Source organism: Microbulbifer mixtoriginis (SeqCode), assembly GCF_052467705.1.
The window spans coordinates 96,513-123,062 of sequence record NZ_CP174322.1 but is presented as its reverse complement, the minus strand read 5'-3'; the positions used below and the strand labels follow the sequence as shown (position 1 = coordinate 123,062).

Annotated in this window: 24 protein-coding genes and 1 tRNA gene; 7 read left to right on the top strand and 18 right to left on the bottom strand. The window is 50.7% G+C overall.

The genetic code is table 11. The features are described 5' to 3' along the window. Positions 1-36: 36 nt before the first annotated feature. A complete protein-coding gene (locus ACJJIB_RS00600; protein ID WP_444887537.1) occupies positions 37-1,740 on the bottom strand; it encodes a phytoene desaturase family protein in 1,704 nt (567 codons plus the stop codon). Between the two features lie 154 nt (positions 1,741-1,894). Here ACJJIB_RS00600 and ACJJIB_RS00595 point away from each other — a divergent pair, with 154 nt between their 5' ends. Together ACJJIB_RS00595 and map are read left to right on the top strand one after the other, a co-directional pair. Further along, on the top strand, positions 1,895-2,101 hold the full coding sequence (locus tag ACJJIB_RS00595; protein ID WP_152455728.1) for a ParD-like family protein: 207 nt from the start codon (positions 1,895-1,897) through the stop codon (positions 2,099-2,101). Then, the gene (map, locus tag ACJJIB_RS00590; protein ID WP_444887536.1) at positions 2,094-2,870 is read left to right on the top strand and encodes a type I methionyl aminopeptidase; all 777 of its coding nucleotides are present in this window, start codon (positions 2,094-2,096) and stop codon (positions 2,868-2,870) included. Before ACJJIB_RS00595 ends, map begins: the two co-directional genes overlap by 8 nt. A gap of 80 nt (positions 2,871-2,950) precedes the next feature. Here the strand turns inward: map and ACJJIB_RS00585 are convergent, their stop codons facing one another. The 5 genes from ACJJIB_RS00585 to ACJJIB_RS00565 form a co-directional block, all read right to left on the bottom strand. Then, a complete protein-coding gene (locus tag ACJJIB_RS00585; protein ID WP_444887535.1) occupies positions 2,951-4,453 on the bottom strand; it encodes a tetratricopeptide repeat protein in 1,503 nt (500 codons plus the stop codon). 96 nt (positions 4,454-4,549) lie between these two features. After that, the gene (locus ACJJIB_RS00580; protein WP_444887534.1) at positions 4,550-5,272 is read right to left on the bottom strand and encodes a DUF6058 family natural product biosynthesis protein; all 723 of its coding nucleotides are present in this window, start codon (positions 5,270-5,272) and stop codon (positions 4,550-4,552) included. A gap of 227 nt (positions 5,273-5,499) precedes the next feature. Further along, positions 5,500-6,318 carry a prolyl hydroxylase family protein gene (locus tag ACJJIB_RS00575; protein WP_444887533.1) on the bottom strand — a complete coding sequence of 273 codons (819 nt, stop codon included), beginning with the start codon at positions 6,316-6,318 and terminating at the stop codon, positions 5,500-5,502. A gap of 39 nt (positions 6,319-6,357) precedes the next feature. Further along, entirely contained in the window at positions 6,358-7,686 is a 1,329-nt protein-coding gene (locus tag ACJJIB_RS00570) for an aldehyde dehydrogenase family protein (RefSeq protein ID WP_444887532.1), read from the bottom strand. 27 nt (positions 7,687-7,713) lie between these two features. Next, a complete protein-coding gene (locus ACJJIB_RS00565) occupies positions 7,714-8,640 on the bottom strand; it encodes a CmcJ/NvfI family oxidoreductase (RefSeq protein ID WP_444887531.1) in 927 nt (308 codons plus the stop codon). Positions 8,641-8,656: 16 nt separating this feature from the next. Between ACJJIB_RS00565 and ACJJIB_RS00560 the strand changes: the two genes are divergently transcribed. Then, positions 8,657-9,673, top strand: coding sequence for a LysR family transcriptional regulator (locus tag ACJJIB_RS00560; RefSeq protein ID WP_444887530.1), 1,017 nt, complete (start codon positions 8,657-8,659; stop codon positions 9,671-9,673). A 289-nt stretch (positions 9,674-9,962) separates the two neighbouring features. Further along, on the top strand, positions 9,963-11,300 hold the full coding sequence (locus tag ACJJIB_RS00555) for a dicarboxylate/amino acid:cation symporter (protein ID WP_444887529.1): 1,338 nt from the start codon (positions 9,963-9,965) through the stop codon (positions 11,298-11,300). A gap of 30 nt (positions 11,301-11,330) precedes the next feature. On the opposite strand, the gene ACJJIB_RS00550 is transcribed toward ACJJIB_RS00555, so the two are convergent. The 4 genes from ACJJIB_RS00550 to ACJJIB_RS00535 form a co-directional block, all read right to left on the bottom strand. Continuing rightward, positions 11,331-11,765 carry a DUF1810 domain-containing protein gene (locus ACJJIB_RS00550; RefSeq protein ID WP_444887528.1) on the bottom strand — a complete coding sequence of 145 codons (435 nt, stop codon included), beginning with the start codon at positions 11,763-11,765 and terminating at the stop codon, positions 11,331-11,333. 265 nt (positions 11,766-12,030) lie between these two features. Further along, positions 12,031-12,819, bottom strand: coding sequence for a YwqG family protein (locus tag ACJJIB_RS00545; protein WP_444887527.1), 789 nt, complete (start codon positions 12,817-12,819; stop codon positions 12,031-12,033). A gap of 227 nt (positions 12,820-13,046) precedes the next feature. Beyond that, positions 13,047-13,472 (bottom strand): acyl-CoA thioesterase, encoded by a 426-nt coding sequence (locus tag ACJJIB_RS00540; protein ID WP_444887526.1) that lies wholly within the window; start codon positions 13,470-13,472, stop codon positions 13,047-13,049. A 646-nt stretch (positions 13,473-14,118) separates the two neighbouring features. Further along, entirely contained in the window at positions 14,119-14,634 is a 516-nt protein-coding gene (locus tag ACJJIB_RS00535) for a hypothetical protein (protein ID WP_444887525.1), read from the bottom strand. Positions 14,635-15,018: 384 nt separating this feature from the next. Here ACJJIB_RS00535 and ACJJIB_RS00530 point away from each other — a divergent pair, with 384 nt between their 5' ends. Further along, a complete protein-coding gene (locus ACJJIB_RS00530; protein ID WP_444887524.1) occupies positions 15,019-15,180 on the top strand; it encodes a hypothetical protein in 162 nt (53 codons plus the stop codon). 699 nt (positions 15,181-15,879) lie between these two features. On the opposite strand, the gene ACJJIB_RS00525 is transcribed toward ACJJIB_RS00530, so the two are convergent. From ACJJIB_RS00525 to ACJJIB_RS00490, 8 genes are all read right to left on the bottom strand, one after another. Continuing rightward, a complete protein-coding gene (locus tag ACJJIB_RS00525; RefSeq protein WP_444887523.1) occupies positions 15,880-16,626 on the bottom strand; it encodes a DUF5677 domain-containing protein in 747 nt (248 codons plus the stop codon). A 636-nt stretch (positions 16,627-17,262) separates the two neighbouring features. Then, positions 17,263-17,338: transfer RNA gene (locus ACJJIB_RS00520), tRNA-Phe, on the bottom strand. 125 nt (positions 17,339-17,463) lie between these two features. Then, positions 17,464-17,739 carry an oxidative damage protection protein gene (locus ACJJIB_RS00515; RefSeq protein ID WP_444887522.1) on the bottom strand — a complete coding sequence of 92 codons (276 nt, stop codon included), beginning with the start codon at positions 17,737-17,739 and terminating at the stop codon, positions 17,464-17,466. 15 nt (positions 17,740-17,754) lie between these two features. After that, on the bottom strand, positions 17,755-18,840 hold the full coding sequence (mutY, locus tag ACJJIB_RS00510; RefSeq protein WP_444887521.1) for an A/G-specific adenine glycosylase: 1,086 nt from the start codon (positions 18,838-18,840) through the stop codon (positions 17,755-17,757). Between the two features lie 552 nt (positions 18,841-19,392). Further along, complete coding sequence (locus tag ACJJIB_RS00505; RefSeq protein WP_252083777.1) at positions 19,393-19,920, bottom strand: hypothetical protein; 528 nt, start codon at positions 19,918-19,920, stop codon at positions 19,393-19,395. Positions 19,921-20,281: 361 nt separating this feature from the next. Continuing rightward, positions 20,282-22,450: an AsmA family protein gene (locus ACJJIB_RS00500; RefSeq protein ID WP_444887520.1), complete on the bottom strand. Its 2,169-nt coding sequence runs from the start codon at positions 22,448-22,450 to the stop codon at positions 20,282-20,284. 176 nt (positions 22,451-22,626) lie between these two features. Then, positions 22,627-24,762: a TonB-dependent receptor gene (locus ACJJIB_RS00495; protein ID WP_444887519.1), complete on the bottom strand. Its 2,136-nt coding sequence runs from the start codon at positions 24,760-24,762 to the stop codon at positions 22,627-22,629. A gap of 87 nt (positions 24,763-24,849) precedes the next feature. After that, on the bottom strand, positions 24,850-25,149 hold the full coding sequence (locus ACJJIB_RS00490; protein WP_444887518.1) for a hypothetical protein: 300 nt from the start codon (positions 25,147-25,149) through the stop codon (positions 24,850-24,852). A 116-nt stretch (positions 25,150-25,265) separates the two neighbouring features. On the opposite strand from ACJJIB_RS00490, the gene hisB reads away from it, so the two are divergent. Continuing rightward, positions 25,266-25,853: an imidazoleglycerol-phosphate dehydratase HisB gene (gene hisB / locus ACJJIB_RS00485; RefSeq protein WP_444883132.1), complete on the top strand. Its 588-nt coding sequence runs from the start codon at positions 25,266-25,268 to the stop codon at positions 25,851-25,853. After that, the gene (hisH, locus tag ACJJIB_RS00480) at positions 25,853-26,503 is read left to right on the top strand and encodes an imidazole glycerol phosphate synthase subunit HisH (protein ID WP_444887517.1); all 651 of its coding nucleotides are present in this window, start codon (positions 25,853-25,855) and stop codon (positions 26,501-26,503) included. Before hisB ends, hisH begins: the two co-directional genes overlap by 1 nt. Positions 26,504-26,550: the final 47 nt, after the last annotated feature.

Below are 26,550 nucleotides of genomic sequence, written 5' to 3'. Positions count from 1 at the left end.
TATTGCAGTTGCCGAATAAGCGTTATTGCCGACAAATCAGGTGGATGCTTTGCCTAGCGCCTCACCATTATTTGCCGGTGTTTGAAAAGGCTGCCCACTAATAACCTGGCGCATCAACTTCGCCCCCTGGCGCAAGCCGAGAATACTTTGAGCGGTTAATACCCCCGAGATCATTGCCCCGGCGACACCACAACTCATCACATCCTGGCCGGTGAGATAGAGTCCATTGAGTCGTGTCTTGGGTCTCAGCCAACGCTGTTCAAAACGTTTGGGATCGTGGTCGAGGCCATAAATTTCACCGCGTGGATAGAAGCAGAAATAATCTGTCGACAGCGGTGTGGATAACTCGTAGTAATCGATTTGCCCGCGCAGATGGGGGAAATGCTTGTAAAGGTGCTCCAATAAGCGCTGGCTGAAGGCCTCTTTCAGGGCTTCATAGTCATCACCGCGCTTGCCCCAGGGTTTGTCATGCCACTGAGCGAACCAATCGTAATTGGCTGGTGCAACGATTTCGATAGTGGCGCGCCCAGGATAGCGCTGGGTAAAGGTGGGGTCCTTGGCCGAGGGGAAAGAGATATAGGCTAGCGGAATATCTTTGTCGCTATCCTGCAGGAAGGCCTGCATATCCTCCTCGTAGTTCTCACTGGTATAGAGCCAGTAATTGGTTTTCGGTAGTTGTAGTTCTTCGGCGGTCTTTTCCAGGCCAATATATAGGCACAGGTGAGACATAGATGGAGTGACGGTTTTCAGGTCGCGCAGGTAACCGAGGCGCTCACTGGCACTCTGGGGCAGTAATTTTTCGAAAGTATTGAATACTCCCGCTCCGGAAATCACCACGGGCGCCTCAATTTCGGTACCATCGCTCATGCGCAGGCCGCGAACTTTATTGCCATCTAACAGAATGGTTTCCACCTTGGCATAGGTAAATACATCGCCGCCACTGGCCTGAATTTGCGGAATAATGGTCTCGGAAATCTTGCTGGCACCGCCCACGGGGTAGTAACCCCCATACAAATAATGTTTGGCAATCAGGGCGTGAATAATAAAACTGCTCTGTGCCGGCGCCATGCCGTTGTCGCCCCACTGACCAGTGAGTACGGAGATCAGTTTCTCGTTGTTGGTGATTTCAGCCAACACTTCGCGGGTGGTTTTGTTCAGCCAGGAGGGGTCGCGCAGTTTACGCCAAAGCCGCAGGAGTGGGCCGCACCAGCCGGGAAACAGCTTCTCCATCGCAATGCGTTGCATGGATTTGGCCACCTCGTTGAGGCGGCCCAGATAGCGCTCGATATTTTCCCGCTCGTCGGGAAAATGTTTAACCAGTTCATCGATAAACGTTTGGCGACCGGCGCGCAGATCAAACTGCTCTTCGCCGATACAAATGCGATCGTAGATGTCGTCCATCGGCGCCCAATGCAACTTACCCCCGCTGATAAAGTCGAAAATCCGGCCTGTCATGGTAGGGTGCTCGCCCACATCGCCAATGTAGTGCACGCCGACATCCCACTCGTAGCCATTGCGGTCATAGGCATGGGTATAGCCGCCGGCGGTGTAGTGCTGTTCCAGGACCAGTACCTTCTTACCGGTGGCACTCAGCATAGCCGCAGTAGTCAGGCCGCCGATTCCAGAGCCGATTACCAGGGCATCGTAGGGGCCGTTCAAGCGACTGGCACGGTAACGCTGGCCAATACGCAGGCGGCTGGGCTTGGGGGCACTGCGTTTCTTCTCGGTGGTTTCGGACATGGTGGCCTCATCACTATTGTTTTTATCTCTCAACCATATCGTTCAAATATTGACTATGCAACAAGTTGCATATTTTTGATCTTGCTGGTCGGCTTGTACTTCTCATGAAAAGAAATATACACTTTGTATATGAACAATATATGCGGTGTATAAAATGGGTATCGTTAAGATCTCGGATGAATTACACGATGAAATCCGTAAAGCGAGTACAACATTGGCGCGTTCTATTAACGCCCAGGCCGAGTATTGGATAAAGATCGGCATGTTAGCCGAGCTGAATCCAGAGCTCAGTTACAGTCAGTTGTGCAAGAAATTACTGCGCACCGAATCATTTACTCTGGAAGAGCTCACTCGTGAATAACATAAAAATAAAGACCGCCAGGGAACAGGCGTTGATGCGTAACTCCGGTGAATTATTGAGCCGGGTGTTTGCCATGCTCGATGGTATTGTGAAGCCGGGTATTACTACCATGGAAATTAACGACCGAGTGGAAACGTTTATTACCCGGGAGTTGCAGGCGCGCCCGGCCAGCAAGGGGCAATACGACTATCCCTACTCTCTCAATACTTCGATTAATGAGGTGGTTTGCCACGGCATGCCACGTGAGGGGCAGGTGTTGCGCGATGGCGATATCGTCAACGTGGATATAACCCTGGAAAAGTCCGGTTATATCGCCGATTCCAGCAAGATGTATATGATCGGTAATGTGACTCCCATTGCCAAAAAACTGGTGCAGTGTTGCTACGATGCCATGTGGGCCGGTATTCACACCGTAAAACCCGGCGCTACTTTTGGTGATGTGGGCCATACGATTCAACAGTATGTTGAAAAGCGTGGGTTCAGTGTGGTGCGCGAATACTGTGGCCATGGTATTGGCCGTGAAATGCATGAAGAACCTCAGGTAATGCACTTTGGCCGAGCGGGCAGCGGAGCTGTTTTACGCGAGGGAATGACATTTACGATTGAGCCCATGATCAATCAAGGTAATCGCAAAACCAAACTCAAAAAAGACGGTTGGACCGTGGTGACCAAAGATGGCAGGCTCTCCGCGCAGTGGGAGCACACAGTGCTGGTTACGGCGGATGGATATGAAGTGCTGACTTTGCGGGAAGAGGAAAAGAAGAGTTAGGGGAGAGGCTAATTTCTTAGCTTTCATAGCACGTAGAGAGTAATTCTCTACGTGCTATGCGCTTGATCTAGCGCTCGGACTCAGGATACCTGTCCTGAACTCACTCCACTGTCAGTGGAGGTTTCCTTTGCTACCCAATCGAGCAATTTTTTAGCGCGTGATCGAACCTTGTGGTTGTGGGACCAGGCCAGAGTTCTCTCCAAAAATGGTTTTGCAAGCTTTGGCTTTTTAAGTTTTGCGAGGTGAAAGCCAATAGCGCTATTTATTTCAATACTATTTGGATTCTTCTGATAGGCCGCCATCATGGTTTTCAGTGCGGCCACACTTTCGCCTTTGTACTGCTGAGCCATCCATTTGTACTGGTAAGCCGATAGGGAAGCCGGATTTAGCGCTATAGCCATATCTGCATAATGCACCGTTTTGGTATAGCTCCCCTCATCCCATTGCCGGGATTCAAGCGTATCATGTAAGCTATATAAATGGTAAACAGATAGATTCGTTGCCGCTGTATGATTCAAATCAGATATTTCTGATACTTCCTGAAGTAAAGCCTGTGCTGCAGCCTCCTGCTGATTGTGCATTAATAGATTCGCTTTCAGAGCGATAACTCCTGGTAACTTGGCAGCATCTTTTTTTACTTTATTCAGATAGCTTAACGCCTGATCATATCTTTCAAGGTCAACCGCTCGCTTCGCCAATAATAGGGATTTTTCATTATGGTTCAGTTTGCGCTTTTCGATTTTAAAGACGTTTTTGGTTAGATTAACCTTGTAGCCCGACAGACGCCGTTCTTTTAGGTAGCGAGTTAATGCGATATCTAAATCTTCCTCTCGGATATCATAATGTTGTGTAAAGAGATCTAGTGGATCTCCTCCATTATTGATATCCGCTAGGTAATTTTTGGTTTTTTCATGATATGCATTTTTTCTGGCATCTTCGCTAAAAAATAAATAATGTAATAATAACCATGCACTGGCGTAATACTGGTTAGCATGTTTCCAACCTTTCCTGTTGTAGTTTGGTTGGAGAATTTCCCTGGCTTTCAAAGTGCCTTCTTCCAGAGAGTAAGCTCTCCACTCCGGAACGTTGCCGATGGTGATGGAATCCTTATCAATAGTCGCACTGGCTAATAATTCTGCGAAGCCCTCTGAATACCACCTGGGGTAACGCATGGAACCCCGTTCACGCATAAGATGGTGAACATATTCATGAAACATGATTGCTTGGCCGTTCAATATGCCACGTTTGTTTTCCTGAGAAAAAATTAAGGGGCCATCGATGGTATTGATGTAGAAGCCTGCGATACTTCTTTTTCCGGAGAATTTTTCAAATTCTCTAGACTTATTAAAGTGATAGACCCTAAGCCTAGAATTTTCAGGACGATCTTCCATGCCTGTTACCATAAGTGAGGCACTGCGAAATTTTTCCAGCTCGCGCAATAAGGCCTCAGCTTTTTTCGATGAAACATCGGAGTAGACGGTAAAGTTAGTGCTTTTATATTCCCGCCAATCTCTGGCGTAGGCTGATACCGTTAAGACGGATAGCAATAGAAAGGATATAAGGCAGTAAACTCTGCTTTTCATGGAATATCTCTAATAAAAGTGCGGAGAGGCTTGAGCCAATTAAAGGGGCGGGATTTTATAGAGGCATATACGTTTAGTACATGCCAAATCATATGGTCATTTGGTATAGGTGTTGTCCACCCTGCTTTTCTTGGCTTGTGGCGACAATATGTTTCTCAGTTTTTGACGTTGGCTTTTACAGTGTCTTTCTCTGAGATTAAATTGTTGACGAATATCATGAATCAGTATTTGCCTCGAACTCTTATGCCGCTCATGGGGTGCAAAAAGGCTGCTGGCGCTCTCTAGCAGGTCAACAGCCCTCTGTAATTTTTGTAGGCCTATTCTGCTGAGATTATCCTCTTTTGTTAATTCCTTGATCACTAGAGAGGCCAGCTCTTTACGTGCTATATCCTCGGGGAGTCCGCTTTTGGTGCATAGCCCATAAGTACCATCGATAAAGTGTTTCCATTCGTTTTCGATATGTGTGGTAAGCCCCTTGTTCATTTTTATGTCAGAACAGCTATGGCCAATAGACTTTAACTGATAGATTGTATCCGTGTATCTTGTTTTAAATAAATCAAAAATCTGTTTTGGATTATTTTGTAGCCGAAGGTCTTTTAACCAGGATACATAACCTTTGGCGTAGAACTCCTGGTTATGGGATTCATTATGGGTGCCGAAGAATGAATGGCATTGCAGGCCCAGTACCATCGTGTAGGAAGCTTTAGGCATAACAAGGGCATTCTGGTAGTTTGCAAACTCTTCTTGCCTTAAACCGCTTAGCGATAGAAGCTCCTCTTTGCTATAAAAGTGACTCTGTAAATATTCTATTAATTCCATAAGTACACACCCGAATGTGCCGTTGCGATCAGATTGGCAGTGCAGCTTGACATAAAACTTACGGCAACACTTCGATGGAGGGCGTAGTATATAAGTCGGGCTATAGATTATATGCAGAGACTTTAGGGAAGCTCTAAGTAGCGATTTATTGTTATTTAAGTTCGAGACGCTTCCCTGCGACTGAATGCTTTATTAAGATTTTTAAATAAAATTGTTAACCCTGTTAATCAATCCTGAAGAAATAATATATCTGTACGAATAATATATTTTATTCCACGAGTAATTGGCGTTGAGCTGTGGATCCTATGCAAGGCGTGCATACCATGGGGGAAACACAGTACGGATCCAGCGGGGGTTCTTACATCAATATCCATCATGGAGTGCCGGCTGGGCTGTTGGTAGGGGTTATCTGCATTGACACGAAAACGTGTGGCTCCGCCGTCAAAATCTTCACTGAGTAAAACTAGAAAAGTCATTTCGCTAAAACGGTCTGGAAAACCATTAGCGACCAACTTGCCATCTATGATTCGGCTGCCCGGCCAGGCTCCATCGGTGTGAAATTGAAAGTAATCACCTTCGCCATAACGATAAAAGCGAAAACGCTGATTGAGTCCCACTGGCTCCCGCCCTTCAAAGTAGCCATTGGGGTCCTGCATAAAAGCGCTGCACCGCTGCCAGATTAGCCGTTCGGTAGTTTCATCTACTACCCAGGTAAGGCTGTCGTTATGGCGTACCTCCCTGGGCAAAGAAACGGCGGCATCTGGCAGATAACCGATATTTTCAGTGATATCGATGAGGCGCTGACATTCCTCACTGGAAAATACATTGAGTAATTGAAAAGCACCGGGCACCTCAGCAATCTCTCTGCGCTGAACCAAAGACGGGGCGCTATCTTTGAGTGAGGCTGGGTTTTCCAGTCGTGCGGCCCAGGTGGGCAGAGCAGGATGCTCCGCACCGGGTTCCCTGGCGATAATAAAGAAATCCTGCTCAAGGCTGCTGTTGGCCTCAGTTGATGGATTCATCGCAATGTCTGGAGAGCTTGGCATAATGACTTCGTCCAAAATATCTGCACTCGAGTTTTTTAATTAATGATTAATAAGGGTGAGCTGGGCAAATTGTCGGTGTCCCTCAGCCCCGCCGTGGTAGCCAAAGCCACTCTGTTTGGCACCTACCCATGGTGTTCCACCGGCACCCTGGTTAATACCAATCATGCCTGCCTGTAGTTGATTCGCGACTTCCTGAGCATCCGCTTTGCCAAATACCACGGCCCCCAAGCCGTATACAGAGTCGTTTGCTCTGTGAATCCCCTCTTCAATGGTGCTGAATCGGTCTATTGCGACTACCGGGCCAAAAGTTTCCTCGTCCTCAAGTTGCATACCCGGTTTGATTCCACTGATGACCGTTGGAGGAACAAAAGGAGGTTTGGGGGATTTTTCTCCCAGCAAAAGCGTTGCGCCCTTCTCTATGGCGTCATGAATATGCTGAACCACTTTTTGATGCTGACGGGGATTGACCAATGGACCTATATCGACATCCCCTTCTGGCCAACCACCGGTGCGATAATTTTTTGCAATGGCAACCACCGCTCGCTCAAACTGGTCCGCAATGCGCTCGTCCACATAAACACGCTCGGTTGAAGTACACATTTGCCCGGCATTTTCAAAACTGGAAGCCACGGCGAATTGTGCCGCGCGGTGAATATCGGCGCTGGCCAAAACCAACATGGGATCATTGCCGCCCAACTCCATGATCAGGCGTTTTAACTTGGGAGCAGCATTGGCCATGATGGCTTGGCCGGTAGCACGGGAGCCGGTGAAAGCGACCATATTGATGTCCGCTTTGACCAGGGCTTCTCCGGTTTTCCCATCCCCATGGGCAATCTGTAATACCCCGCTGGGCAGCGACTGGTTCAGGGTTTTTACCAGTAGGTCCGCAACCAGAGGGGTTTCTTCGGAGGGTTTTAAAACCACGCTGTTGCCGGCAATCAGTGCCGGTACGATCAGGTTATTGGCCATTGCCAGGGGATAATTCCAGGGGGAAATAACCGCGACCACGCCCAACGGACGATATTGAATTTCACTATTACCCTGGCGCTGGCTGCGCAGGGCCTCACCGGAATCTCCGGCCAACCAGGGGCCACTGTGGATGGCGCCGCTAGCCTCATAGCTGGCCCGCCGCGCATCTTTACCCATCTCACGGCTGATCAGTTTTGCCAATTTCGCCTGTATGGGTTCAAGCTTTTTATAGGCTTGTTGTACAAGCTGTACACGCTGCTGAATGGATTTTTTGCCCCACTCAACCTGTGCCTGCTTGGCCTGTTGCAGCAATTTTTTTAAATCGTCTTCATAACAAATAGCGACACTGCCGACAACTTCGTTATTTAAAGGATCTATTGAGTTCAGGGTTTTATTCATGGGGTTTTGATCGATATTTCAATTTATTTAATGTTTAAACAACGCGATAGTGCGAATTTCCAGGCTGGTACGCCGGGGGACATTTTCGCTTTCCGGTAAGTCGAAGGCGCTATGGGGGCTGCCGGTAATCACATCGCTGTGTTCGCTATCAAAAACCCGCAGTAGCAACCCTTCGCCGGGGCGCATATCACTAAACCAAATCCAGCGGTGTTGAGGATTGGCGCTGATGACAGAAATCTGCCCTTCCCGTTCTGGGTAAATCAGGCGCATTTTGTGGAAATCCGCTGCTTCCACGCTGCGCAGGTCCGCCATAGCCAGGGGGGACTCTTCAACCCGATGCAGCAGCGGCAGCCACAGGTTCACAAACTTAAATCGGGGATATTCGTCCGGATTTAAGCCGTATTCCGGTAGCGTCTGCTTGAGCTGGCGCTGGGCAGACCAGGGCGTGTAATCGTTGTGCGCGATTTTTACCGGGGCGCGGCGACTGCGGCTCTGCTCAGCGATGGCGTCTGCTTTAGTCTGAGCGCGCAGCGTGTGATCGAAGGTCACAACCTGGTCCGCCCCCAAATAAGCAGCCAGCCATCGCTCAATCGCCGGATACCACTGAGTACGGATCAAGGTGTCTCGGGATTCTGGCGAAAGCACTGTGCTATTGGCTGAAGGCTTGTTGCTATCCAGCGCTTTTAAAGTGTCATCCAGCTGGTGCAGGTCGATACCGAGGCTGGGCTCTACCAGCTCAAACCCCTGTTCGTCCAAACGGAAGGTCTCCCCCGCAGCCTGCAGTTGCCTGCCGTCATGAACTGTCACCAGGTGGGGGATTACCTGATCGATCAGGCTAGCGGGGCCGGGGCCTGTATGGCGTTGGTCGTAGACCAGCTCTGCGCTGGGGTCTGCGTAGTTGATACTTGCCCGCATTAAGCCCGGTGTCGATGATTGCAGAGTCGCGCCTGGCATAGTGGGTTCCTCACTCATGAAGGTCTATGTATCGGCAATGCTAGGCTGGAGCAGATACAATGAAAATCAAGTAACGATTGTGAGTGATACAGGTTTGACTAGGGGCAACAGAGACGATCGCCTGGACCGGCTTGAACTAAAGCAACTGCGGTTGCTGCAGGCAATTCTGCGGGAGTTAAATTTATCCCGGGTGGCCGACCAGCTCGGTGTGACTCAGCAGACTGTGAGTGAACAGCTCAAGCGATTGCGGGAGATCTTTGGCGATCGCTTATTTATTCGGACCAGCAATGGAGTGGTAGCCACTCCCCTGGCAGAACGGCTGGCACCGAGGATCGATAGAGTGTTAAACGAAATCGCCTCACTGTTGCGTGGGCACGAATTTCTGCCGGCCGAGTACACTGGTATTTTTACTATCAGTGCCACCGACTTTGAACAGCGAGTGGTATTGCCGGGTCTGCTGAAAAAACTGCGTGAACAGGCCCCGGGTCTCAAAGTGGTTGTGCTCAAGCTGGAAATCGACCGCATGGCGCAGCAGCTGCAAACCGGTGAGGTAGATTTGGTCTTCAGTACACCCGGTTTTGTGCCGGACAACTGCCCGACAATGCTGCTGTATCGAGAGCACTATGTTTGCGTGTGCTGCCGGCATGCAAAAATACCCGGCCAGTTAACAGGGGAGACCCTGGCATTGGCACAGTTGGCGGCGCTACCGCAATTGGTGGTGTCTCCCTCCCGCGGAGAACTGCGTGGCATGGCCGATACCTGGTTCGAGGAGTTTGGCCTGCAGCGCAATGTGGTGTTGTCGGTTCCCTCTTTTGCCGCTGCAGCCGAATGTATTGCCTCCACCAATACCGTGGCTTTTCTGCCGTCGCGCCTGTTGCCCGATGAACGCCTGAGTACCCTGCCGATTGCCGACCAGCCCCCCGGTTTCGATGTGATCGCCGCCTGGCACAGTCGCAGCGGGCAGGACCCGCTGCATAAATGGATTAGGGAGTTATTGGCGCAGCAATTTGCTCCAGCGACGGATCATCAGTAAAAACGTGCAAGAGTATTCTTTAGCGGCCTCGCTATTAGATAAAGCATTGGTGTTGAATGTGGGTAATCAGGCCGTAGTATTTTTAGAGTGGTGAACGATCTACCCCTTGCCCTTTTCCACTAGGGACTCACGGTGTCATCTTTCTGCAACCACTCTTACCAATCATTGCCTGGGATTGCGTGATCGCCCTCACTTGATCTGACTAAAGAGTTTTGCTCAAGAGTTGCAGGATACTGGTGGCTTTCCTTTTGGGTGCCGAGTTAATGAATTTGAATCTGGTAATTCTCGTATGAATTATGGTTCCAATGTTTACCTGTTCAGGATGGTGGAATCCCTGGGCCTGTTGATGCGCACCCGCCTGTGGATGCAAATCCTGTTGGCTATGGTGCTGGGGCTCGGTATTGGCCTGCTGCTGTCGCCGGAAGGGGCTGGGCTGGTCGATGAGAATCTCAGCGTAATATTGGCCAGCTGGTTCAAGCTGCCCGGTGCCCTATTCCTGAATATGATCCAAATGGTGGTGATTCCACTGGTGGTCTCCTCCATTATCCTCGGGCTCTGTGGCAGTGGAAATGTATCCCAGCTCAAGCGGGTTGGCTTGCGTATAGCGCCCTATTTTATTGCCACCACCACAGTAGCGGTGATTATCGGCATAGTCCTGGCCCAATTTATTCAACCGGGTAACTATATCGATGAGGCCCTGCTCACGGCAGCTACTGAATTACCCGGCAGCCCACCACCACAGATGCTGGAATCCAAGCCGCTACCGGAGCGAATTGCCGAACTGATTCCGGCCAACCTGAATCAGAGCATCGCCATGCGCAATATGCTGCAGCTGGTGGTTTACGCGATTTTTACCGGAGTGGCAGTGATGTTGCTGCCGCAAAAGCAGCGTGAAACTGCAGTCTATGCCTTCGGCATAGTGCAGGAAATCGCCTTGAAAATAGTCGGTTGGGCCATGCTGTTCGCGCCGCTGGCGGTATTCGGATTATTGGCAGATATCGCCATTCGCGTGGGTTTAACCGCAATCGTGGGGATGTCTGTCTATGTCGGTACGGTTATTCTGGGGCTACTAATCCTACTGCTGTTTTATCTGTTGATTGTCGCACTGGCCACGCCAATGCGGCCTCTGAGCTTTCTGCAGCGCATCAGTGGCGTACAGCTACTGGCCTTTTCCACCTCCAGCTCCGCGGCCGTAATGCCGCTTTCAATGCGCACTGCCGAGACTTCCCTGGGAGTGAAACCTTCTATAGCCAAATTTATTGTGCCTCTTGGCGCTACGGTGAATATGGACGGCACTGCCCTCTATCAGGTAATTGCGGCGATTTTTCTCACCCAGGTTTATGGCATTGACCTCAGCACGGCACAACTGGTGGGACTTACCGTAACTACTGTGGGCGCTTCAATCGGTTCCCCAAGTACACCGGGTGTGGGGATAGTGATTCTCGCCAGTATCCTGGCTGGGATAGGTGTCCCACCAGAGGGTATTGCACTGATTCTCGGTGTGGACCGCATACTCGATATGTGCAGGACCGCCGTTAACGTCACGGGCGATCTCACCGCCTGTCTGGTGATGGATAAACTACTGGGCAGCGACAGTCTGGAAGAACCTGAAACCCAAACTGCTTAAGTGTTTTTTCGGGAGGTTTGGGGCTAGAGGTTAATGGAAGCTTTGCAGGATCTCCAGGGTACGGGGGTCCTGTTTGCCCTCATAATATTTCTCTAAAACCTGCATAAATAGATTATCAGCGCCACCCGCAGCAAGGGCGAACAGGGTCATACTGGATCTGACCTTGATCGCATCAAGACTACCGAATATTTCCAGGGCGCTGAGATCTTGCAGGTGTAATAACTCCTGACAACACTCCCGCAATCGCGGTCCAAGTTGCGGGTGCTTCAGGTAAGCCTGCGCCTCCTCTAGACCTGTCATCCCATATCGTTGTGACGTAGCGCTGTGTCCCAGTCCCTTGAGCTGCGGAAAAATATACCAAATCCAGTGACTGCGTTTGCGCCCCTGCCGCAACTCCTGCAGGGCCTGTGCATAAGAGTCGTTTTGTGCCTGGCAGAACCGCTCCAGGTCAAAATAATCACTCATAAACATTTTTCCGTAAAAGGTCATTGATGTTTTACAGAAAGAAAAGCGTAGCATGAATGTTTATAGGCTAAATTATAGGGGCCATGTTCTGGCTGGAATAGTAAAGAGGTGGTACTTACCCTCTAAGCAGCTGCTTTTGAGCAGCGCTTATTGAAACCGTGGAATAACCACCCTGTAAATTACGTCTTGTGAGATAGTGAAATTTTTCAAGATGAATGAAATAGAAGGCGGAATTAACCGCCTTTTTATCGTGAGCGGCTTAGGTTCAGCTGCACTGCATAATCATCCAAGAATTATCAAAGTTACATTTCTTTGCGTCACTTTCCCTAACCCAGATATAAAGCATGCCACAATCTCCCCACATAACCTCAACATCATCGTCGGAATCAAACTGTAGTAGTAATTTCCAGTCATTTGGCTGGTCCCTTAGTTGTTTTGCTTTTTCTGAGGTAAAGCCTTCAGGTTCACCGCAATAGACGCCACCGCTAACCAGCTGACATTTCTCCTCCATTGTGTCATTCTGCACGGGCTTTGGGTAACCTCCCACTTGATGGTAAGGATCATCCCCATAATTATTCGCGATAAATTCATAATAATCGCAGTGATCTTCATCCGATATTTCTGTGTAAGAAATATCTAGACGATCTAAGTCGGGGTAGCTGGTGAACCGAGAAGACCTTAAATATTTGATTTCTGGAGCAATAGATTCGGGATCTATATTGATGGGTAACGGTTGTTCAAAGGGTTCTTCGCTACCATTTTCATAGATGACGGCCCATCCGTTCTTATCTTTTGGGGCAAAGCCCCAAGGGCACTCTTTAAGGTCATAAAAAAATAAAAGTCGCCCCTGTTTAGGTAGCCAATCAATACACTGGTCGGCATTAATTTCAGATAAATCCAGCTGGGCGATAAAGCTTAAAGGTTCATCATTATTTTCTGGCCACTTGACTTCCTGACAAACAATGGGAATTCCACCTAAAAAACTGTTTGTCTCAGTGGGGGAGCTTAGTAAGCGTAAGCATTTATGTCCAAGATTTTTAACATCTTCAATCATTACAACATCCCTTTAATTTCGTAACAGAGAGGTAAACTCTGTACTTCCAATCAGTGTTCTTAATTTACTATCAATTAACACTTGTGTATTGAAAGGAAAGAACACACTGACCCGAGATGTGTTGCGAAAAGATCTCTGCAGGTTTGCACTCGACATCCGTATCTGATTTTTCCAGAGAGTAGTCTATTCTTTCCTTCTTCCGTCTTAGTCGGTTGACGGAATCCAATTTAAGCGGTGGGCAATAAAGTCCGTATATCATCAGGCACTGGCATAGATTTTCCAGCCTGTTGGTCTACCCAAACAATCTTAGCTTCACCGGTGGTGTAGACTTTATCGGTGTTATCCGCATCTCTGATCTCGTAATAGCTATTAAAGCTACTACGCCCAGGAGTGCCGCCATACATACTAACAGTAATGTTGGCTGGAAATACCAAAGGTAAATGAAAATTGGCCGAAGCATTGAGTAGTACTGGGCCATCTCCTTGATTACTGCTTACCGCGCCGGAGCGTTTAATAGCCGCTAACCAGCTGCAGCGGCACTGCTCAAAGTAGGTGAAGTAGGTAGCGTTGTTGATATGCCCTAAGGCGTCCATATCACCCCAGCGTACAGCTAAGGTTTCCTGATGTAGAAGGTTGCGGGGGGCTTCATTCATTGTCATTACACTTAAATCAAAACAGTAAAGCGGTTAATTGTAATGGGCCGTCGAGGCTGTGAGTAGGTTTATATTTTATATTCTTAAGTGAATGCAAGAAAACATCAATATTACTTTTGTCTTTCCTGCTTACTCCTACGTTGCGGCGGTTGACTAGTAGTAAGTGCCAGCAAAAAATAGTTGACATCAAATAGTTACTTGCCGGGCCGCTTCCACAAACTGGAGCCGGGAAACCCATGGGAATGTTCGCAAGAAATCACTGCTCCGTATTATTGAGGCAGCCGAAATACAGTCTCTCTGTGACAACGAATACGCCAAGCTCGTTAGTATACCATGGAATATCCAGGAGATAATGTGAAGTCAAAGAAAGTGACTTCTTTTTCGCAGGCGTTTAATGGTCGTGTGGTAAATTATAAATGGCTCTTGTATGTAGTGGACATGTAATCTTTATAGTTTTGTATCTTTGTTATAGGGCTGAAAGGTTTTTTAATTTCATATTTAAAATTTATGGCTGCTTTGAAAGTGGTAGCCATTGAGGCTGGTGATAGTTTTAAAATATTATTTTAGTGGGAGGCCTCACTTACATGATGCACAGGAGTTAATATCCCGCGCATCATGATTGATTTTCTAAATTATTTTTGCTGGTTTATTCGGCTTCAACGGTAATTCGTAGTGTTCCAGAAAAGGGAGCCGATGCTTGATTGGGATCCCACTGATTTTCGGGGATAATAATAACAAAAGTGGCGTTATCATCCGCGCAGTTGGACGCTTGAAGGACATTGTTGGTGATGGCTTGTCCGGCTGGAGCCGGTTCAGGAAGTGCACCATCATTCTGGTAGACCACATCGTAACTAATTGAAGTCCCGTCAGATCCAATTAAACTATATGTAGGGTCAGCACCATCATTTTGAAAGGTTATGCCATAAAGTGAAAACCCATTTCCGGCAACACAAAACCTGTCGTCGGCTATTGCGTCATTTCCCGGTGTGGGGTTTGAAATAGTGATTGGATCAACATTATCTATTGTGATAGTTGTATCAAATTGAAGGGTTATCAAACTGGTTGCACTATCTGTGGCTTGGGATAGCGCGGATGGAGTAAAGCCAATGGCTAATCCGGTAACTACTATGGGTGCCAGAAAATTTGCTGTAACAATTCTCATTGTGAACTCCCTTTCATATTAGATCACACAATATCTGTAAATCAATAACGACAAAACCAAATGAGAATGAGTGGTTTCTGTATTGAAATGTTAGTCGTGAATTTTCTGTGGAATCTTGCTGGGCGGTTATCTAATTATTTTAGAGAGATAACTACTAGTTATAGAGAGAGGTTTCTTATTTTTAGGTTGGGGCTTTGGCGGTTAAGTTGCTTTTATAAATATTCTAGTGAAGGTTGTTTTGAGGTTTCTGGATCTTTACACCTGTTGTTAGGCGGCGGTTTCAATTTTTCGGCGCCGGAAAATTTAAATCTGATAGGCTCAAGTGACCCCAATCACTAAGCAGACCGTTACCTAAAAGGTCAAATAGGGAATATTCACGAATCATTGGCCAAGGTCCGCCAAGCTATCAAAGTAAAAGACGGCGGCGAGGTCTGGCTAAGCAGTGAATTTTTAAATGTGCTGAAGGTTTTAGAAGATTTAATCGGCGTAGTGTCGGCCCTGGCCGGCATACTCACTACACATGCACTTAGCAATGGAAAAACCTGACCAGGATGCAGCAATCAACGGCAACAAAAGCAGCGCGGATAGTTTGGGGTCTCAACTTAGGCCAATAAGGGCCTAAGTTATTTATTGTGTTAAAGGATGTTGTTTATGGAAAAGAATATAAGCAGATACGGCTTTTTTCTGAGAGAGTCCACCTTATGAATGGTAGAGCAAAGAGTTTCAGAGGTTCAGCACCTACAGAAGTAACGGCAATGGAGCTGGTGGAAGAGATTGCGAAGTCTAAGTAAGCAGATTTTTATTCTTGGTTACAGGATTTGAATATTGTGACAGGGAAGTTTACCGAATACTCGATTGAGTGGGGCGAGTTTCTCGTGGAACCTTGCTCAGATACTGAAGAACAGCACAAAAACTAACTTGCCCAAGCTGGTATTGGCGGCCCCTAGTCACTAGAAATAATTTCTTTGATGGAGAGACAATACAGATCAATCTTTTTCTTTCAGGCAATCATATAGGCCGGTGTACGCTATTAGCATCTTGAACTATAAAAAATATGTTGGAGCTTGTCTGTTGCCGTGGGCGTGAATCTTCGAAAGGAGTTAGAACTAACGCTTACACAGATGCGTGGAATTGAAAGTAGTATGGATTGGCTAGCAAACCACACTACGGAAATGCTTAACCAGTAAAGTTACTTTTCTAGCTGTATTGCTTTGAGTCGACATACTGAAATTTAACTATTTAATATTAATTGGTGGTTGATGGTATGTTATTAAAATGCTGCTCAATCTCTAGGAAATTATCAGTTACTTCTTTTAAATATGCTGGGCCATGTATTTTTGATACAGCTATAGATGCATCTTTTAACATATACGACAGGTAGGTTATTGCTTCAGCTTCTAGGTAATTTGGTTTGCTTTTAAATAATGACTCCCCGGATAGCTCATTAACTTTGTACCCACTTTCTAATCTCGCCATGAATAGATTGACTCCGCTGTGCGTGTGTGCGGAAAAATAGTCGTAGATTTTTATGCTGTTTTGGTTGTGCTCGGCTAATTTGAATTTTTGAGCCACGCTTAATTCTTTGAATTCTTCGTTTGGTTTATAAAGCTTATAATAATCACCCCTCCTTTTCTTTGACTCTCTTTCATTTGATCTACCTTTTATGGAATCTTTTTTCCTGTTCTGCCTTTCGGCGAGCAGATAGTTCGCATAATTTGGATTTTTTTCTAAGTTTTTAATATCTATATAGACTTCATAGGTAGTGCGAGCGATTGGCAGTGTTGCTATATATAATTTGTTTTGAAAGAGTTTAGAGAAGGCCGTGCTTAATTCTATCATTGAGGCATGTAGTCCCATAATAGATTGGTAAGGCGCATCTTTGTTATCCTTGTTGCAGCACCCTTCGAATATTACTTGGGAATATTTTATGATTGCATCAAGTTCTTTTAAGTAGTTCTCATGCTCATCAAGTGTTTTTGATGTGTATTTCATTCGTTTTAATTAATTTTTTTGTTGCTGGAATTTCTGGAGTTGCTGAAGTTGTTTTTTCAAAGAGTATACCCTTTAAGTAGTTCTGCCTTTAGAGGTTTTATTTTCTTTCCCTCTCTTTAGTTAGAAACCAATCAATTGAAGTGCGTAATTTATTGATGAGCCGTCAAAATCCTATCATCCTAAGGCGATGCTTTAAAATCTGGAACACGCAGCAGCAACGGTCCAACCAAATTTCAAAACTCTTCACACTTTCCTGAGGTAATCAAAACCACCAATTTTCCCACAAACCCCACAGCAGCTAAGGGCTCCTAGGCTCACTGGTGAAAAAAACATACCGAAAAAGGGGCTGCCATTCACTCCTCCCGATTTTGGGTGCTCTTTTAGTTGATGAAATGAGATTGGCGGCGAGGGCCTGAACTGGTGCGGGGGTTGGTTAAGAGTTGGGTTTCACACTTTGAAGAGTTGGGAAGAAAGGTGAAGAAAGATTGCACGACCAAAAGGCTTGAGCAGCGGCAAAGTGTCAGCGTGATTTTGCGGTGACACAATGTGACATTTTGGGGAAATATGGCGCCAATTTTTTAGAGAGGGGGAGAATTAAAAAACCCGCGAAAGCGGCTGCTTGCGCGGGTTTTAATATGGTGCCCGGAGGCGGAATCGAACCACCGACACGGGGATTTTCAATCCCCTGCTCTACCGACTGAGCTATCCGGGCTTTGCGATTTTGCTGGGCTTCCCCTGCGTCGCGAGGCGCGTATTAAAGCCTTATCGCGGGCCTGAGTCAACCCCTTGATTGTAAAAAGTTTTTTTTCTTTTGGGGGGAGGCTTTGCGGGGCCCGTTTACTGCTGTTCCGGGGGCACGTAGCCGTCGGCTGCGTCGTACTCTTCACCACTCAGGAACTTCATCATCTGCTCGCTCAGGTAGGCGCGGCTGGAGGGTTCCATCATGTTGAGGTGCTTTTCATTGATCAGCATGGTCTGGTGTGACATCCACTCCTGCCAGGCTTTTTTGGAAACGTGCTCGAAGATATCGATGCCTTTGGGGCCGGGGAAGGGCGGTGCGTCCAGGCCTTCCAATTCCTCTTGGTACTTGCGGCAGAATACGGTTCTGGACATGGACTCCTCCTGGTTCTAGTCGGCCGTAGTTGGGGCGAGCAGGGGTGCCTGCAGCGCCAATAGTTGTTTTGCCAGCTTTACGATCGGGGCGGGTAGCCCCAGTTCCTGGGCCGCGCGGGCGCGGTTTAGTTGCCGCAGTTTATACCAGCCGGCGCCGCTCTCCGCCACCTGGGTGGAGACTTTGTCGAGCTGTACCCACAGCGGGGTAATATCCAGGTGGAAGTGAGTAAAGGTGTGGCGCAGCAGCGGCAGCGTTTGTATTTCACTGGCGCGCCAACGCTGTTGTTTGAGCCAAGCCTTGGCATCTTCTGCTTGGGGAGGGCACCAGAGGCCGCCCCAGATGCCGCTGGCGGGGCGCTGCTCTAGATAAATTTCGCCCTGGTATTCCAGCAGTAACAGGGTGGCGCTGCGCACCGGTTTTTCCTTGCGCGGTTTTTTGCCGGGGTAATCCTGCGGATTGCCTTGGGCGTGGGCCACACAGGATTTCTTTAACGGGCACTCTTCACAGCGGGGTTTGCTGCGGGTGCACAGGGTGGCACCCAGATCCATCATCACCTGGGTGTAATCGTTAGCGCGTTTGTCCGGGGTGTAGGTCTCGGCCAGCTCCCACAATTGATTGGCCACGGCACTCTGTCCCGGCCAGCCTTCCACAACGTGGAAGCGCGCCAGTACCCGTTTTACATTGCCATCCAGAATCGGCGCTCTGAGTCCCATGCTGATACTGGCGATAGCGCCTGCGGTGGAGCGGCCAATGCCGCTCAGTTCGGTGAGCGCTTCTACATCCTGTGGAAATTCCCCACCGTGTTCCTGCAACACCGTCTGTGCACATTTATGTAAATTGCGCGCGCGGGCGTAATAACCGAGGCCGCTCCAGTGGGCCAGTACCTTATCCAGCGGCGCGGTGGCGAGGCTCTCCAGGGTGGGAAAGCTCTTCATAAAGCGCTCGAAGTAGGGGATCACCGCGCTGACCTGGGTCTGCTGCAGCATGATCTCGGAAACCCACACGCGATAGGGATTGATATTCTGCTGCCAGGGCAGGTCCTTGCGCCCGTGTTTGTCGAACCATTTGAGAACGGCGTTTTGGAACTGCTTTGGGGTCATGGAGATACTGCGGGCTGATGTTTGTGATGGAAACCTTGGGCTGTGCGCGGGATAACCTTGGTGCACTTTGCTTTGAGCCTTAGCGGCTGAAGAGATTTTTCATGGTTTCTTTCCATTCGTCGACCTTTTCTTCTACCCAATCGCCATATTTTTTCTTGGTGTTGTATTGAAGCTCTTTTGTGCACTGGGTCTTCAAAGCGACTTATGTCGGGTGTTGCCGTATCTATATCTTCAACGTCAGCCTTGTGGCGCCGTGGCAACAGGTCGATGTGCCAGCGGGTTACAAAGAGAGGGCCGGTCAATGGAGGGGTAAACGCGCTATCAGATCAGTATTGATCAGTTGGAACTTGAGCGGAGGAGATTACTATCTGCCCGAAGCAGAAATTGTCTCTGCTAGAAGCCCCCCGCCGGCTGTGAATAGCCTGGGGGAGCTTCCACTAGCGTTGCGGACACTGGGTGGACCGCTCTGGTGAAAATTCGGTGAGGGCAGGCTTTGCTGCCCATCTTATCTAGCTCAGACTGAGTAACACTGTGACGACCTGCGCTTAGCGTTCAGACCTGAATACCCTCTTCCGGCACATAGAAATAGCCGACAAAGTGATAATTTGTGGCAGCCATGCCATAGTTATGGTTTGCCGTCTCCAGCTGCTTGGGCAGAATCACAAAACCGGGCCCGTAGTTTTTCACTCCGTGAGCGCCTGGTTTGTGCGTCCAGTAGCCGGTTTCCGGGTCCCGTCGGTACCAGTGGTGATCGGTTGTGGACTTATACAGGGCAACACAGTAATAACCCTTGGTGAAAGGCGGGGGATTGTTTGCTGGGGCGTTGGCTACATAGGCCATCCCATCGCGTTTGGCGCCCTCAATCAGGCGGTCATTATCCAAGCCCGCGACATAGCCGGAGTTGGAGCCAGGGTCTGGCTTGCCCTTGTGGGGCTTCTCGCAGTTTGCGGCCCAGGCATAGCAGTTCACGTGGTGGTTACCCCAGGCCTCCTCTGCAGGTGTGTTTTTCGCAGCGCTAGTAACCAGCTTGGTGATCACCTGTTTGGATTTATTGTCTTGCGCTCGTTGCATTAATGGCATTTGTTATTCCCTTTATATGGCCGATCAAGCTTGTACTGATCTTGGGAAAAGAAAGTGCAAGTAATAAGGAAAATGTCGCGCAATGGGAAAAAATATAAATAAAAGTAAAAGATGGCCGGGGTGATGTAGAAGCACCTGATGACAGCTCCCGGCACCGGCTAGGGGCCGCGTTAAGTAAATCGCACTAACCCCGTTCTTTAACGGTTTATTCGCAATCTATGCGCTTCGTGGTCATTGGTTGCTGCAATTTAGCGCGGTATTTTTGTCGTGGCTTTGGCGCTATGGAGAGGATTCGGAGATGGAATAGCGTGCAATATTGGGGGCGGGGTTATGCACCGGGCGAAACCCGGTGCGGCTTACATTAACGGCCGAAAAGATTTTTTAGTTTTTCTTTTAGTTCGTCGACTTTTTCTTCCACCTTATCGCCATATTTTTTCTTGGCTTTGTATTTCAGCTCTTCGCGCACCAAGTCATCGAGGCGGCGGCTGTCGGGTTTACAGGTTGTTGGACCCACATCGTCGAAGTCGCCTTTACAGCGCAGTGGCAGCGGGCGGTTGCGCCAGCGTTTGTTCTTTACGGTGCAGCCATCCGCGGAGGTGCTTTCACCCACTAGAGCGAGGCCGAGGGCGAAGTCGAAGTCCTGTTTCTTCAGGTCCACCTCGCCATCGCCGGTCATAGCGATATTCTCGATTCCGGCGAGAATCTCGGTCACTTTTACTTCGTCCCCTTTCACCGCGATTGTGGCGCGCACATCTTGCAGATCGGTCTGGGCGGGCCAGTTCTTCTCCGGCAGTGGAGTATTCTCGGCGTAGCTGAACAGCTGACACATGCTCTTCTCCAGGTTGAACGGCGCTATGGATAGCTCTTTACTGGACACATTGACGGCGGCGCGCAGGTTCTGCTGCAAGTCTGTGGAGGTCTTGCCCTTGGTCTGCCCATCCCAGTTGACACTGGCTTCGCCGGCCACCTGTACTTTTTCATTGGGGAACAGCGCCTCCTGTACCTTGCCGATATCCACACCGACAAGGCCGCCGCGCACCTGTCCCTCTGCGGTCTGGGCGCGAGCATTGAACTGGCCGTTGCTATTGAGCTGGCCGCCGTAGAGGTCCGCGCTGAGTTTTTGCAGCTGGTAGAGACCGTTATCCACGGTGAGCAGAATTTCGGGGCTGTCCAGCTGTAGGCCGGCGGCCTGTAATTGGTCCAAGGCCAGGTTGATATTGGCGTTAAAGCCGCGCAGATCACTCAGAGGTAGGGGCTCGGCGGATACCTGTTGGGCACCGGCTTTGGTGGTGGCTTTCTTTTCTGTCTGTTGGGCACTCAGGGTCTCCGCGGAAGTTGGGGTCTGGGTAGACTCTACACTCTGTGCGGTGGCTTCAGTAGAGGGCGCCTTGGTAGTTGACTCTCCACTGGTTTTTTCGCCCTGCTTACCACCTTTTTCATTGGCGGGTGGCAAGTAGTTGTCCAGATTGAAAGCGCCACCGCGCAGACTCAGATCTAACCCCGGCATCTCCGCATTGCGCAGCTGGGCGTTGCCGTTAAAGGTGGTGCCGTCGAGCTGCAGTTGCAGAGGGGTCAGGTTGATCTTTTGTTCGGTGCCTTCGATGCTGGCTTCGATACTCAGCTTTTGCAGTGCGGCGCTATCGCGGGTCACTACTTCACTGCCGGTCAGCTCCAGCCAGGGGCGCAGGGGATCGGCGCTGGCGTTTAGATTCATCTGCACGCGCCAGGGCTGGTTGCCGTTGTCACGGCGCACATAGCCGCGCAGGTGCATCGTGGCTTTGGCGTTGTTGTCGGAGGTGAGCACCAGCTGCAGAGGTTGCAGGCGCAGGCCGTTGAGGCCTTCATCCAGGGCCAGGGTGCTATCCATTTTGAGTTTGAGCGGATAACGTAAGTCGCTGCCTGTCACGCTGGCATCGGCGTTGAGTCGCCCAGGCTCGCCGCCGGGCACCAAGTTGTCGGCGGTTATGCTCAAGTTTTCAACCTTGTAGGCCTTGCCGCTGCGGGCGTCACTGTAAGAGAGCAGGCCTTTTTCAATACGCAGTTTATCCAGGCTGAGCTCAACCTGTTGCGCGGCAGGCTCTTGCGTTTCCTTGGGAATCTCCAGCTTGGGTGGCTGTTTTTTCTTTGCCTCCAGAGCCTCACTGATCAGCTCCCAATTACCGCGCCCCTCTTTGTCCACGGAGAGTTCGATCTGCGGTGCCACCAGCACGATTTCCTCGGCTTCCACGCGGCGCTGCAGCAGTGGCTTGAGGGCCACACCCACGGCGATTTTGTCGGCGCGCACCAGGGTCTCTTTCGGCAGCTGCAATGGCGCCATGGTGACATCATCTAATTGCAGCCCCAATTTGGGCCACAGCTGCCAACCGATATCGCCCTGGAGTTGCAGGGAAATGCCCTGTTTGGCGGCGAGTTTTTCCAGTTGCGGCTTGTATTGATTGATGTCGAGGCCGGCCAGCAGCCAGGCGACAGCGCCGGCGAGTAGCAGGAAAACGACCAATAGAGCGATAAATGTGCGCTTGATCCAGGCCATGGAGTGGATTGTCCCTGTGTTTTTTTAGAAGGTACGTCGAGCGTGTATTAATACTTCAGACGCCGCGGTGGGGGTTGATGTTCCCACAGGTGTTCACCGAGAGCCTATCCGGGAAGTGTAGGAGATGCAGCCCCGCGGAGCTGGGTGCGCCGCGGAGCCATTGAAGCAGTTGTGGCTTAGAAAATAAACCGCACGCCGGCTTCGATACTGCGGCCTGGAGCCGGGGCATAGTCGCGCAGCAGAGAGGTGGAATTGCGGATTTCTTCGTCGAGCAGGTTGCGGGCGCTGGCGAAGAGCACCGCGTCGCTGCCGCCGATATTGAGGTTGTACTCGGCGCTCAGATCCATGCGAGTGTAGCCATCGGTGGGCTCCTCATAGGCACCGGCGCGGTCCTGGTCCGCCGCCTGTACGGTGCGCCACTCCCAGCCCCACTGATCGTACTCGGCCCCCAGGGCCAGGCCCATACGCAGCGGCGGCATACGTGGTACATCGGAGCTTTCGCCGGCGATGGCATCATCGAAGCTGGCGCGCACCATATCGCCAAACAAGGTGACATAGTGGCCTCCCTGTAAGGGGAAGGTCACCGAGGCCTCGGCACCGTAGAAAGTTGCATCGCGGTTGGCATAGGCATAGACCGGTAATTCCTCTTGCTCACCGCCGGTGTTTTGCGCGTAGATATAGTCACCGATCTGGTTGTAGAACACACTGGCCTCAATACGCGCAGCGTGCCAGCCGTTGGCGGCTTCGTTGTGGTGGTGATAACCCAGTTCCAGGTTAACGCCGTTCTCTTTATCCAGCTGGTTGTTGCCCAAGAGGTAGCGGGATTCTGCCAGGTGCGCTCCGTCGGCAAACAGCTCCTCGGCCACGGGCGCGCGCTCGGAGTGGGTAGCGCCGAAACTGATATGCTGGTGCTCGGCGAGGAAGTACTGCAGCGTCGCGCTGGCGCCGATCAGGCTGTAATCGCGGTCGCTGGCGGTTTCCGGATCTATATCCACTCGCTCCAGGCGGGCGCCCAGATCCAGGTGCCAGTTACCCCACTCGCGCTCTTTCATGGTGAAAAAGCCAGCGCTGCGGGTGCGTGAGGGCTGGATAAAGGCTTCGTCACCCACTGCGGCAAAGTCTTTGTCGGTCAATTGCAGGCCGTAGGCCCCGCGCCAGCCGTTGCCGGCATCGTGGGTTATTTCAACCCGGCTCTCCCAGGCCTCGTTGGTGAAGCGGGTGCCCGGATTACCGGCATCCAGCTCCACATGCTCATAATCGTTGTAGCCGATGCGCAGGCTCAGTTTGTCCCAGTAATCGCCGTCGAAGCGGTGCTCACCTTTCAGGTCATAGCGGGTTTGCACCAGGTCGATACGTACCGCATCGATCTCACTGGCCTCGGCGTGCTCCTCGTGTTCATCATGGTCGTGATCATCGTGGTCTTCACCCGCATGGTCCTCATCGTCATGGTGATGCTCATGGGTGCCCAGGGGGATGCCGTAATTGTTTTCCAGTCGGTTTACGGAGAAACCGATAAAGCCGCTGTCGGTGATCCAGGAAACGCCACCGCTATAGCTGTGGGCGCGGGCATTGGTGTTGCCCACGAAGCCATCAGTGTTGAAGGCCTCTTCGTGTTCGCCTTCTTCTCCGGCGTGCTCTTCATGATCATGGTGTTCTTCATGTTCATCGTGCTCAACAATAGCGAGGCCCGGGATTTCGGTATTGTCATTTTCCCGGTAGACACCGTCCACATACCAGGCCAGCTGCCCGGCGCCACCGGTGAAGCGAAATACCGAGGCATCCTGATTGTCGGCGCTGTTGTGGCGCAGCTCTACCGCGCCTTCCACTTGCTCGGGCACGGCGGTGGGAATGCGTCCGTCGGTAATATTCACCACACCGCCCACGGCGCCACTGCCGTAACGCAAGGCGGCGGGGCCGCGCAGTATCTCAATGCGCTCGGCCAGTAGGGGTTCGATACTGGCGGCATGATCGGCGCTGGTATTGGAGGCGTCAGACACATCCAGGTTGTCACTGAGTATTTTTACCCGGTTGGCGCTTTGGCCGCGGATAACCGGCAGGCCCACGCCGCTGCCGAAGGAGGCATTGGCGACGCCGGGCTGGTCTTGCAAAGTCTGGCCCAGGGTTGCGGCTGCTGATTTGCGCAGTGCGTCGCCGGAGAGAATAGAAACTGGTGCCGCTACAGCATCGGCGGGTTTATCCAGCGGCGATACGGTAACGTTGACCTCTTCCAAGGGCGAGTTGTATTCAGCGGCGTAAATAGTGGGCGCAGCCAGGCTGGCAATAGCCAGGGCCAGAGTATTGAGCTTGATCATTTGTTTTTTTATGTCCTGTCACAGGCGGATGCTGCCGTACGCGCACAGGCGCGGGCATCCACAAAATAAATTGTTGGTTTTTTAGGGTTAGCTGAGAGACAGGGACAGGGGAGGGGCGCGCGCGCTCTGGCGCTCCGGCTGGCGATCGCGCGCTGCTAGCGCAGAGGGCCGGTTGTAGTGACTTTGGGGCTCAGCCTGAACGAGCAGTGGCTCGCTGCCGAGTGCTGCGGGTGAATGCATGCAGCACAGGTCACACAGTTCCACCTGGCTGTTACCAAGGTGGAAGTGCTCCGCCCACAGCGGCTGAGCTGCTACTAATGCAAGTAGCAGGAACAGGCTGGCCCAGTAATGGGATTTTCGGCGCTTTAAGGTAACCATACCGCGCATGATAGGTGCTTACGGTTACGAATCAAGTTTCATCTGACACTAGCGAACCACAGAGGGCATCATTCATCTTATAATCTGCGCCCTCTGTCTTATTGCTCATAAAAGGAACGCTTTCGATGCGCAAGGCTAGCGTCACCCGCGACACACTGGAAACCAAGATTCAAGTCAGCGTCAATCTGGACGGCCAGGGGCACGGCCAGTTTGCTACCGGCGTTCCTTTTCTCGAGCATATGCTCGATCAAATTGCCCGCCACGGCATGATCGACATGGATATTCATTGTGATGGGGATATCCATATCGACGACCACCATACGGTGGAAGATATCGGTATTACCCTCGGCAAGGCCATTACTCAGGCGCTGGGGGACAAGAAGGGGATGACCCGTTACGGCCACAGTTATGTCCCCCTGGATGAAGCTCTCTCCCGCGTGGTGATCGATTTTTCCGGCCGCCCCGGTCTGGTGATGGATGTGCCTTTTACCCAGAAACGCATCGGTAATTTTGATACCGAGTTGTTCTATGAATTCTTCCAGGGCTTCGTCAACCACGCATTGGTAACAGTACATATCGATTGCCTGCGCGGCCACAACGCCCACCATCAGGTAGAGACGGTATTCAAGGCCTTTGGCCGCGCCCTGCGCATGGCGCTCACCCTGGACCCGCGCATGGCTGGCACCATGCCCTCTACTAAGGGGGTGTTGTGATGGGCAAAATCGCGGTCCTCGATTACGGCATGGGCAATCTGCACTCGGTTGCCAGTGCTCTGGATAAGGTGGCGCCGGAAGCCGAAGTGGTACTGGCGCAAACCCCGCAGCAGGCCCAAGGAGCGGAGCGCTTGTTGGTACCGGGGGTGGGCGCCATTCGCGACTGTATGGCGGGATTTGTTGAAGCCGGTTTTGCGCCGTTGCTCAAAGACGCTATCGCGGCGGGTACACCGGTATTGGGTATCTGCGTGGGTATGCAAATCATGATGCGCCACAGTGAGGAGAATAACGGTATCGATTGCCTGGATATCTTCCCGCAACCGGTGAAGTTTTTTGGCAAGGACCTGCCGAGAGTTGCCGCGGGTGAACGTTTAAAGGTTCCACATATGGGGTGGAACCGGGTGCAACAAACCCGCGAGCATCCACTGTGGGCCGGTATCGCCGATGGCAGCCGCTTCTACTTTGTGCACAGTTACTATGTGCCGGCTGATGATAATCGGGATCTGGCTGGGCGCACAGATTATGGTGTCCCCCTGGCGGCTGCGGTGGCGCGTGAGAATATCTTCGCCACCCAGTTCCACCCGGAAAAGAGCGCCGAGACTGGCCTGCAATTACTAAAGAACTTTGTCAGCTGGAATGGCCGGGCCTAAGCCCAGCAGACCTTTCCTGACATCAATAACTACCGCCGACGAAAGAC

Bases quoted from the DNA above. Each gene is read 5' to 3' on its own strand.
- ACJJIB_RS00540 (WP_444887526.1), bottom strand. From the start codon at position 13,472: ATGAATGAAGCCCCCCGCAACCTTCTACATCAGGAAACCTTAGCTGTA.
- ACJJIB_RS00515 (WP_444887522.1), bottom strand. From the start codon at position 17,739: ATGTCCAGAACCGTATTCTGCCGCAAGTACCAAGAGGAATTGGAAGGC.
- hisH (WP_444887517.1), top strand. From the start codon at position 25,853: ATGGGCAAAATCGCGGTCCTCGATTACGGCATGGGCAATCTGCACTCG.
- ACJJIB_RS00585 (WP_444887535.1), bottom strand. From the start codon at position 4,453: ATGAAAAGCAGAGTTTACTGCCTTATATCCTTTCTATTGCTATCCGTC.
- ACJJIB_RS00535 (WP_444887525.1), bottom strand. From the start codon at position 14,634: ATGAGAATTGTTACAGCAAATTTTCTGGCACCCATAGTAGTTACCGGA.
- ACJJIB_RS00565 (WP_444887531.1), bottom strand. From the start codon at position 8,640: ATGCCAGGCGCGACTCTGCAATCATCGACACCGGGCTTAATGCGGGCA.
- ACJJIB_RS00500 (WP_444887520.1), bottom strand. From the start codon at position 22,450: ATGGCCTGGATCAAGCGCACATTTATCGCTCTATTGGTCGTTTTCCTG.
- ACJJIB_RS00505 (WP_252083777.1), bottom strand. From the start codon at position 19,920: ATGCCATTAATGCAACGAGCGCAAGACAATAAATCCAAACAGGTGATC.
- ACJJIB_RS00550 (WP_444887528.1), bottom strand. From the start codon at position 11,765: ATGAGTGATTATTTTGACCTGGAGCGGTTCTGCCAGGCACAAAACGAC.
- ACJJIB_RS00595 (WP_152455728.1), top strand. From the start codon at position 1,895: ATGGGTATCGTTAAGATCTCGGATGAATTACACGATGAAATCCGTAAA.
- ACJJIB_RS00525 (WP_444887523.1), bottom strand. From the start codon at position 16,626: ATGAAATACACATCAAAAACACTTGATGAGCATGAGAACTACTTAAAA.
- ACJJIB_RS00580 (WP_444887534.1), bottom strand. From the start codon at position 5,272: ATGGAATTAATAGAATATTTACAGAGTCACTTTTATAGCAAAGAGGAG.
- ACJJIB_RS00555 (WP_444887529.1), top strand. From the start codon at position 9,963: ATGAATTATGGTTCCAATGTTTACCTGTTCAGGATGGTGGAATCCCTG.
- ACJJIB_RS00575 (WP_444887533.1), bottom strand. From the start codon at position 6,318: ATGCCAAGCTCTCCAGACATTGCGATGAATCCATCAACTGAGGCCAAC.
- mutY (WP_444887521.1), bottom strand. From the start codon at position 18,840: ATGACCCCAAAGCAGTTCCAAAACGCCGTTCTCAAATGGTTCGACAAA.
- ACJJIB_RS00495 (WP_444887519.1), bottom strand. From the start codon at position 24,762: ATGATCAAGCTCAATACTCTGGCCCTGGCTATTGCCAGCCTGGCTGCG.
- hisB (WP_444883132.1), top strand. From the start codon at position 25,266: ATGCGCAAGGCTAGCGTCACCCGCGACACACTGGAAACCAAGATTCAA.
- ACJJIB_RS00545 (WP_444887527.1), bottom strand. From the start codon at position 12,819: ATGATTGAAGATGTTAAAAATCTTGGACATAAATGCTTACGCTTACTA.
- ACJJIB_RS00600 (WP_444887537.1), bottom strand. From the start codon at position 1,740: ATGTCCGAAACCACCGAGAAGAAACGCAGTGCCCCCAAGCCCAGCCGC.
- ACJJIB_RS00570 (WP_444887532.1), bottom strand. From the start codon at position 7,686: ATGAATAAAACCCTGAACTCAATAGATCCTTTAAATAACGAAGTTGTC.
- ACJJIB_RS00490 (WP_444887518.1), bottom strand. From the start codon at position 25,149: ATGCGCGGTATGGTTACCTTAAAGCGCCGAAAATCCCATTACTGGGCC.
- ACJJIB_RS00560 (WP_444887530.1), top strand. From the start codon at position 8,657: ATGAAGGTCTATGTATCGGCAATGCTAGGCTGGAGCAGATACAATGAA.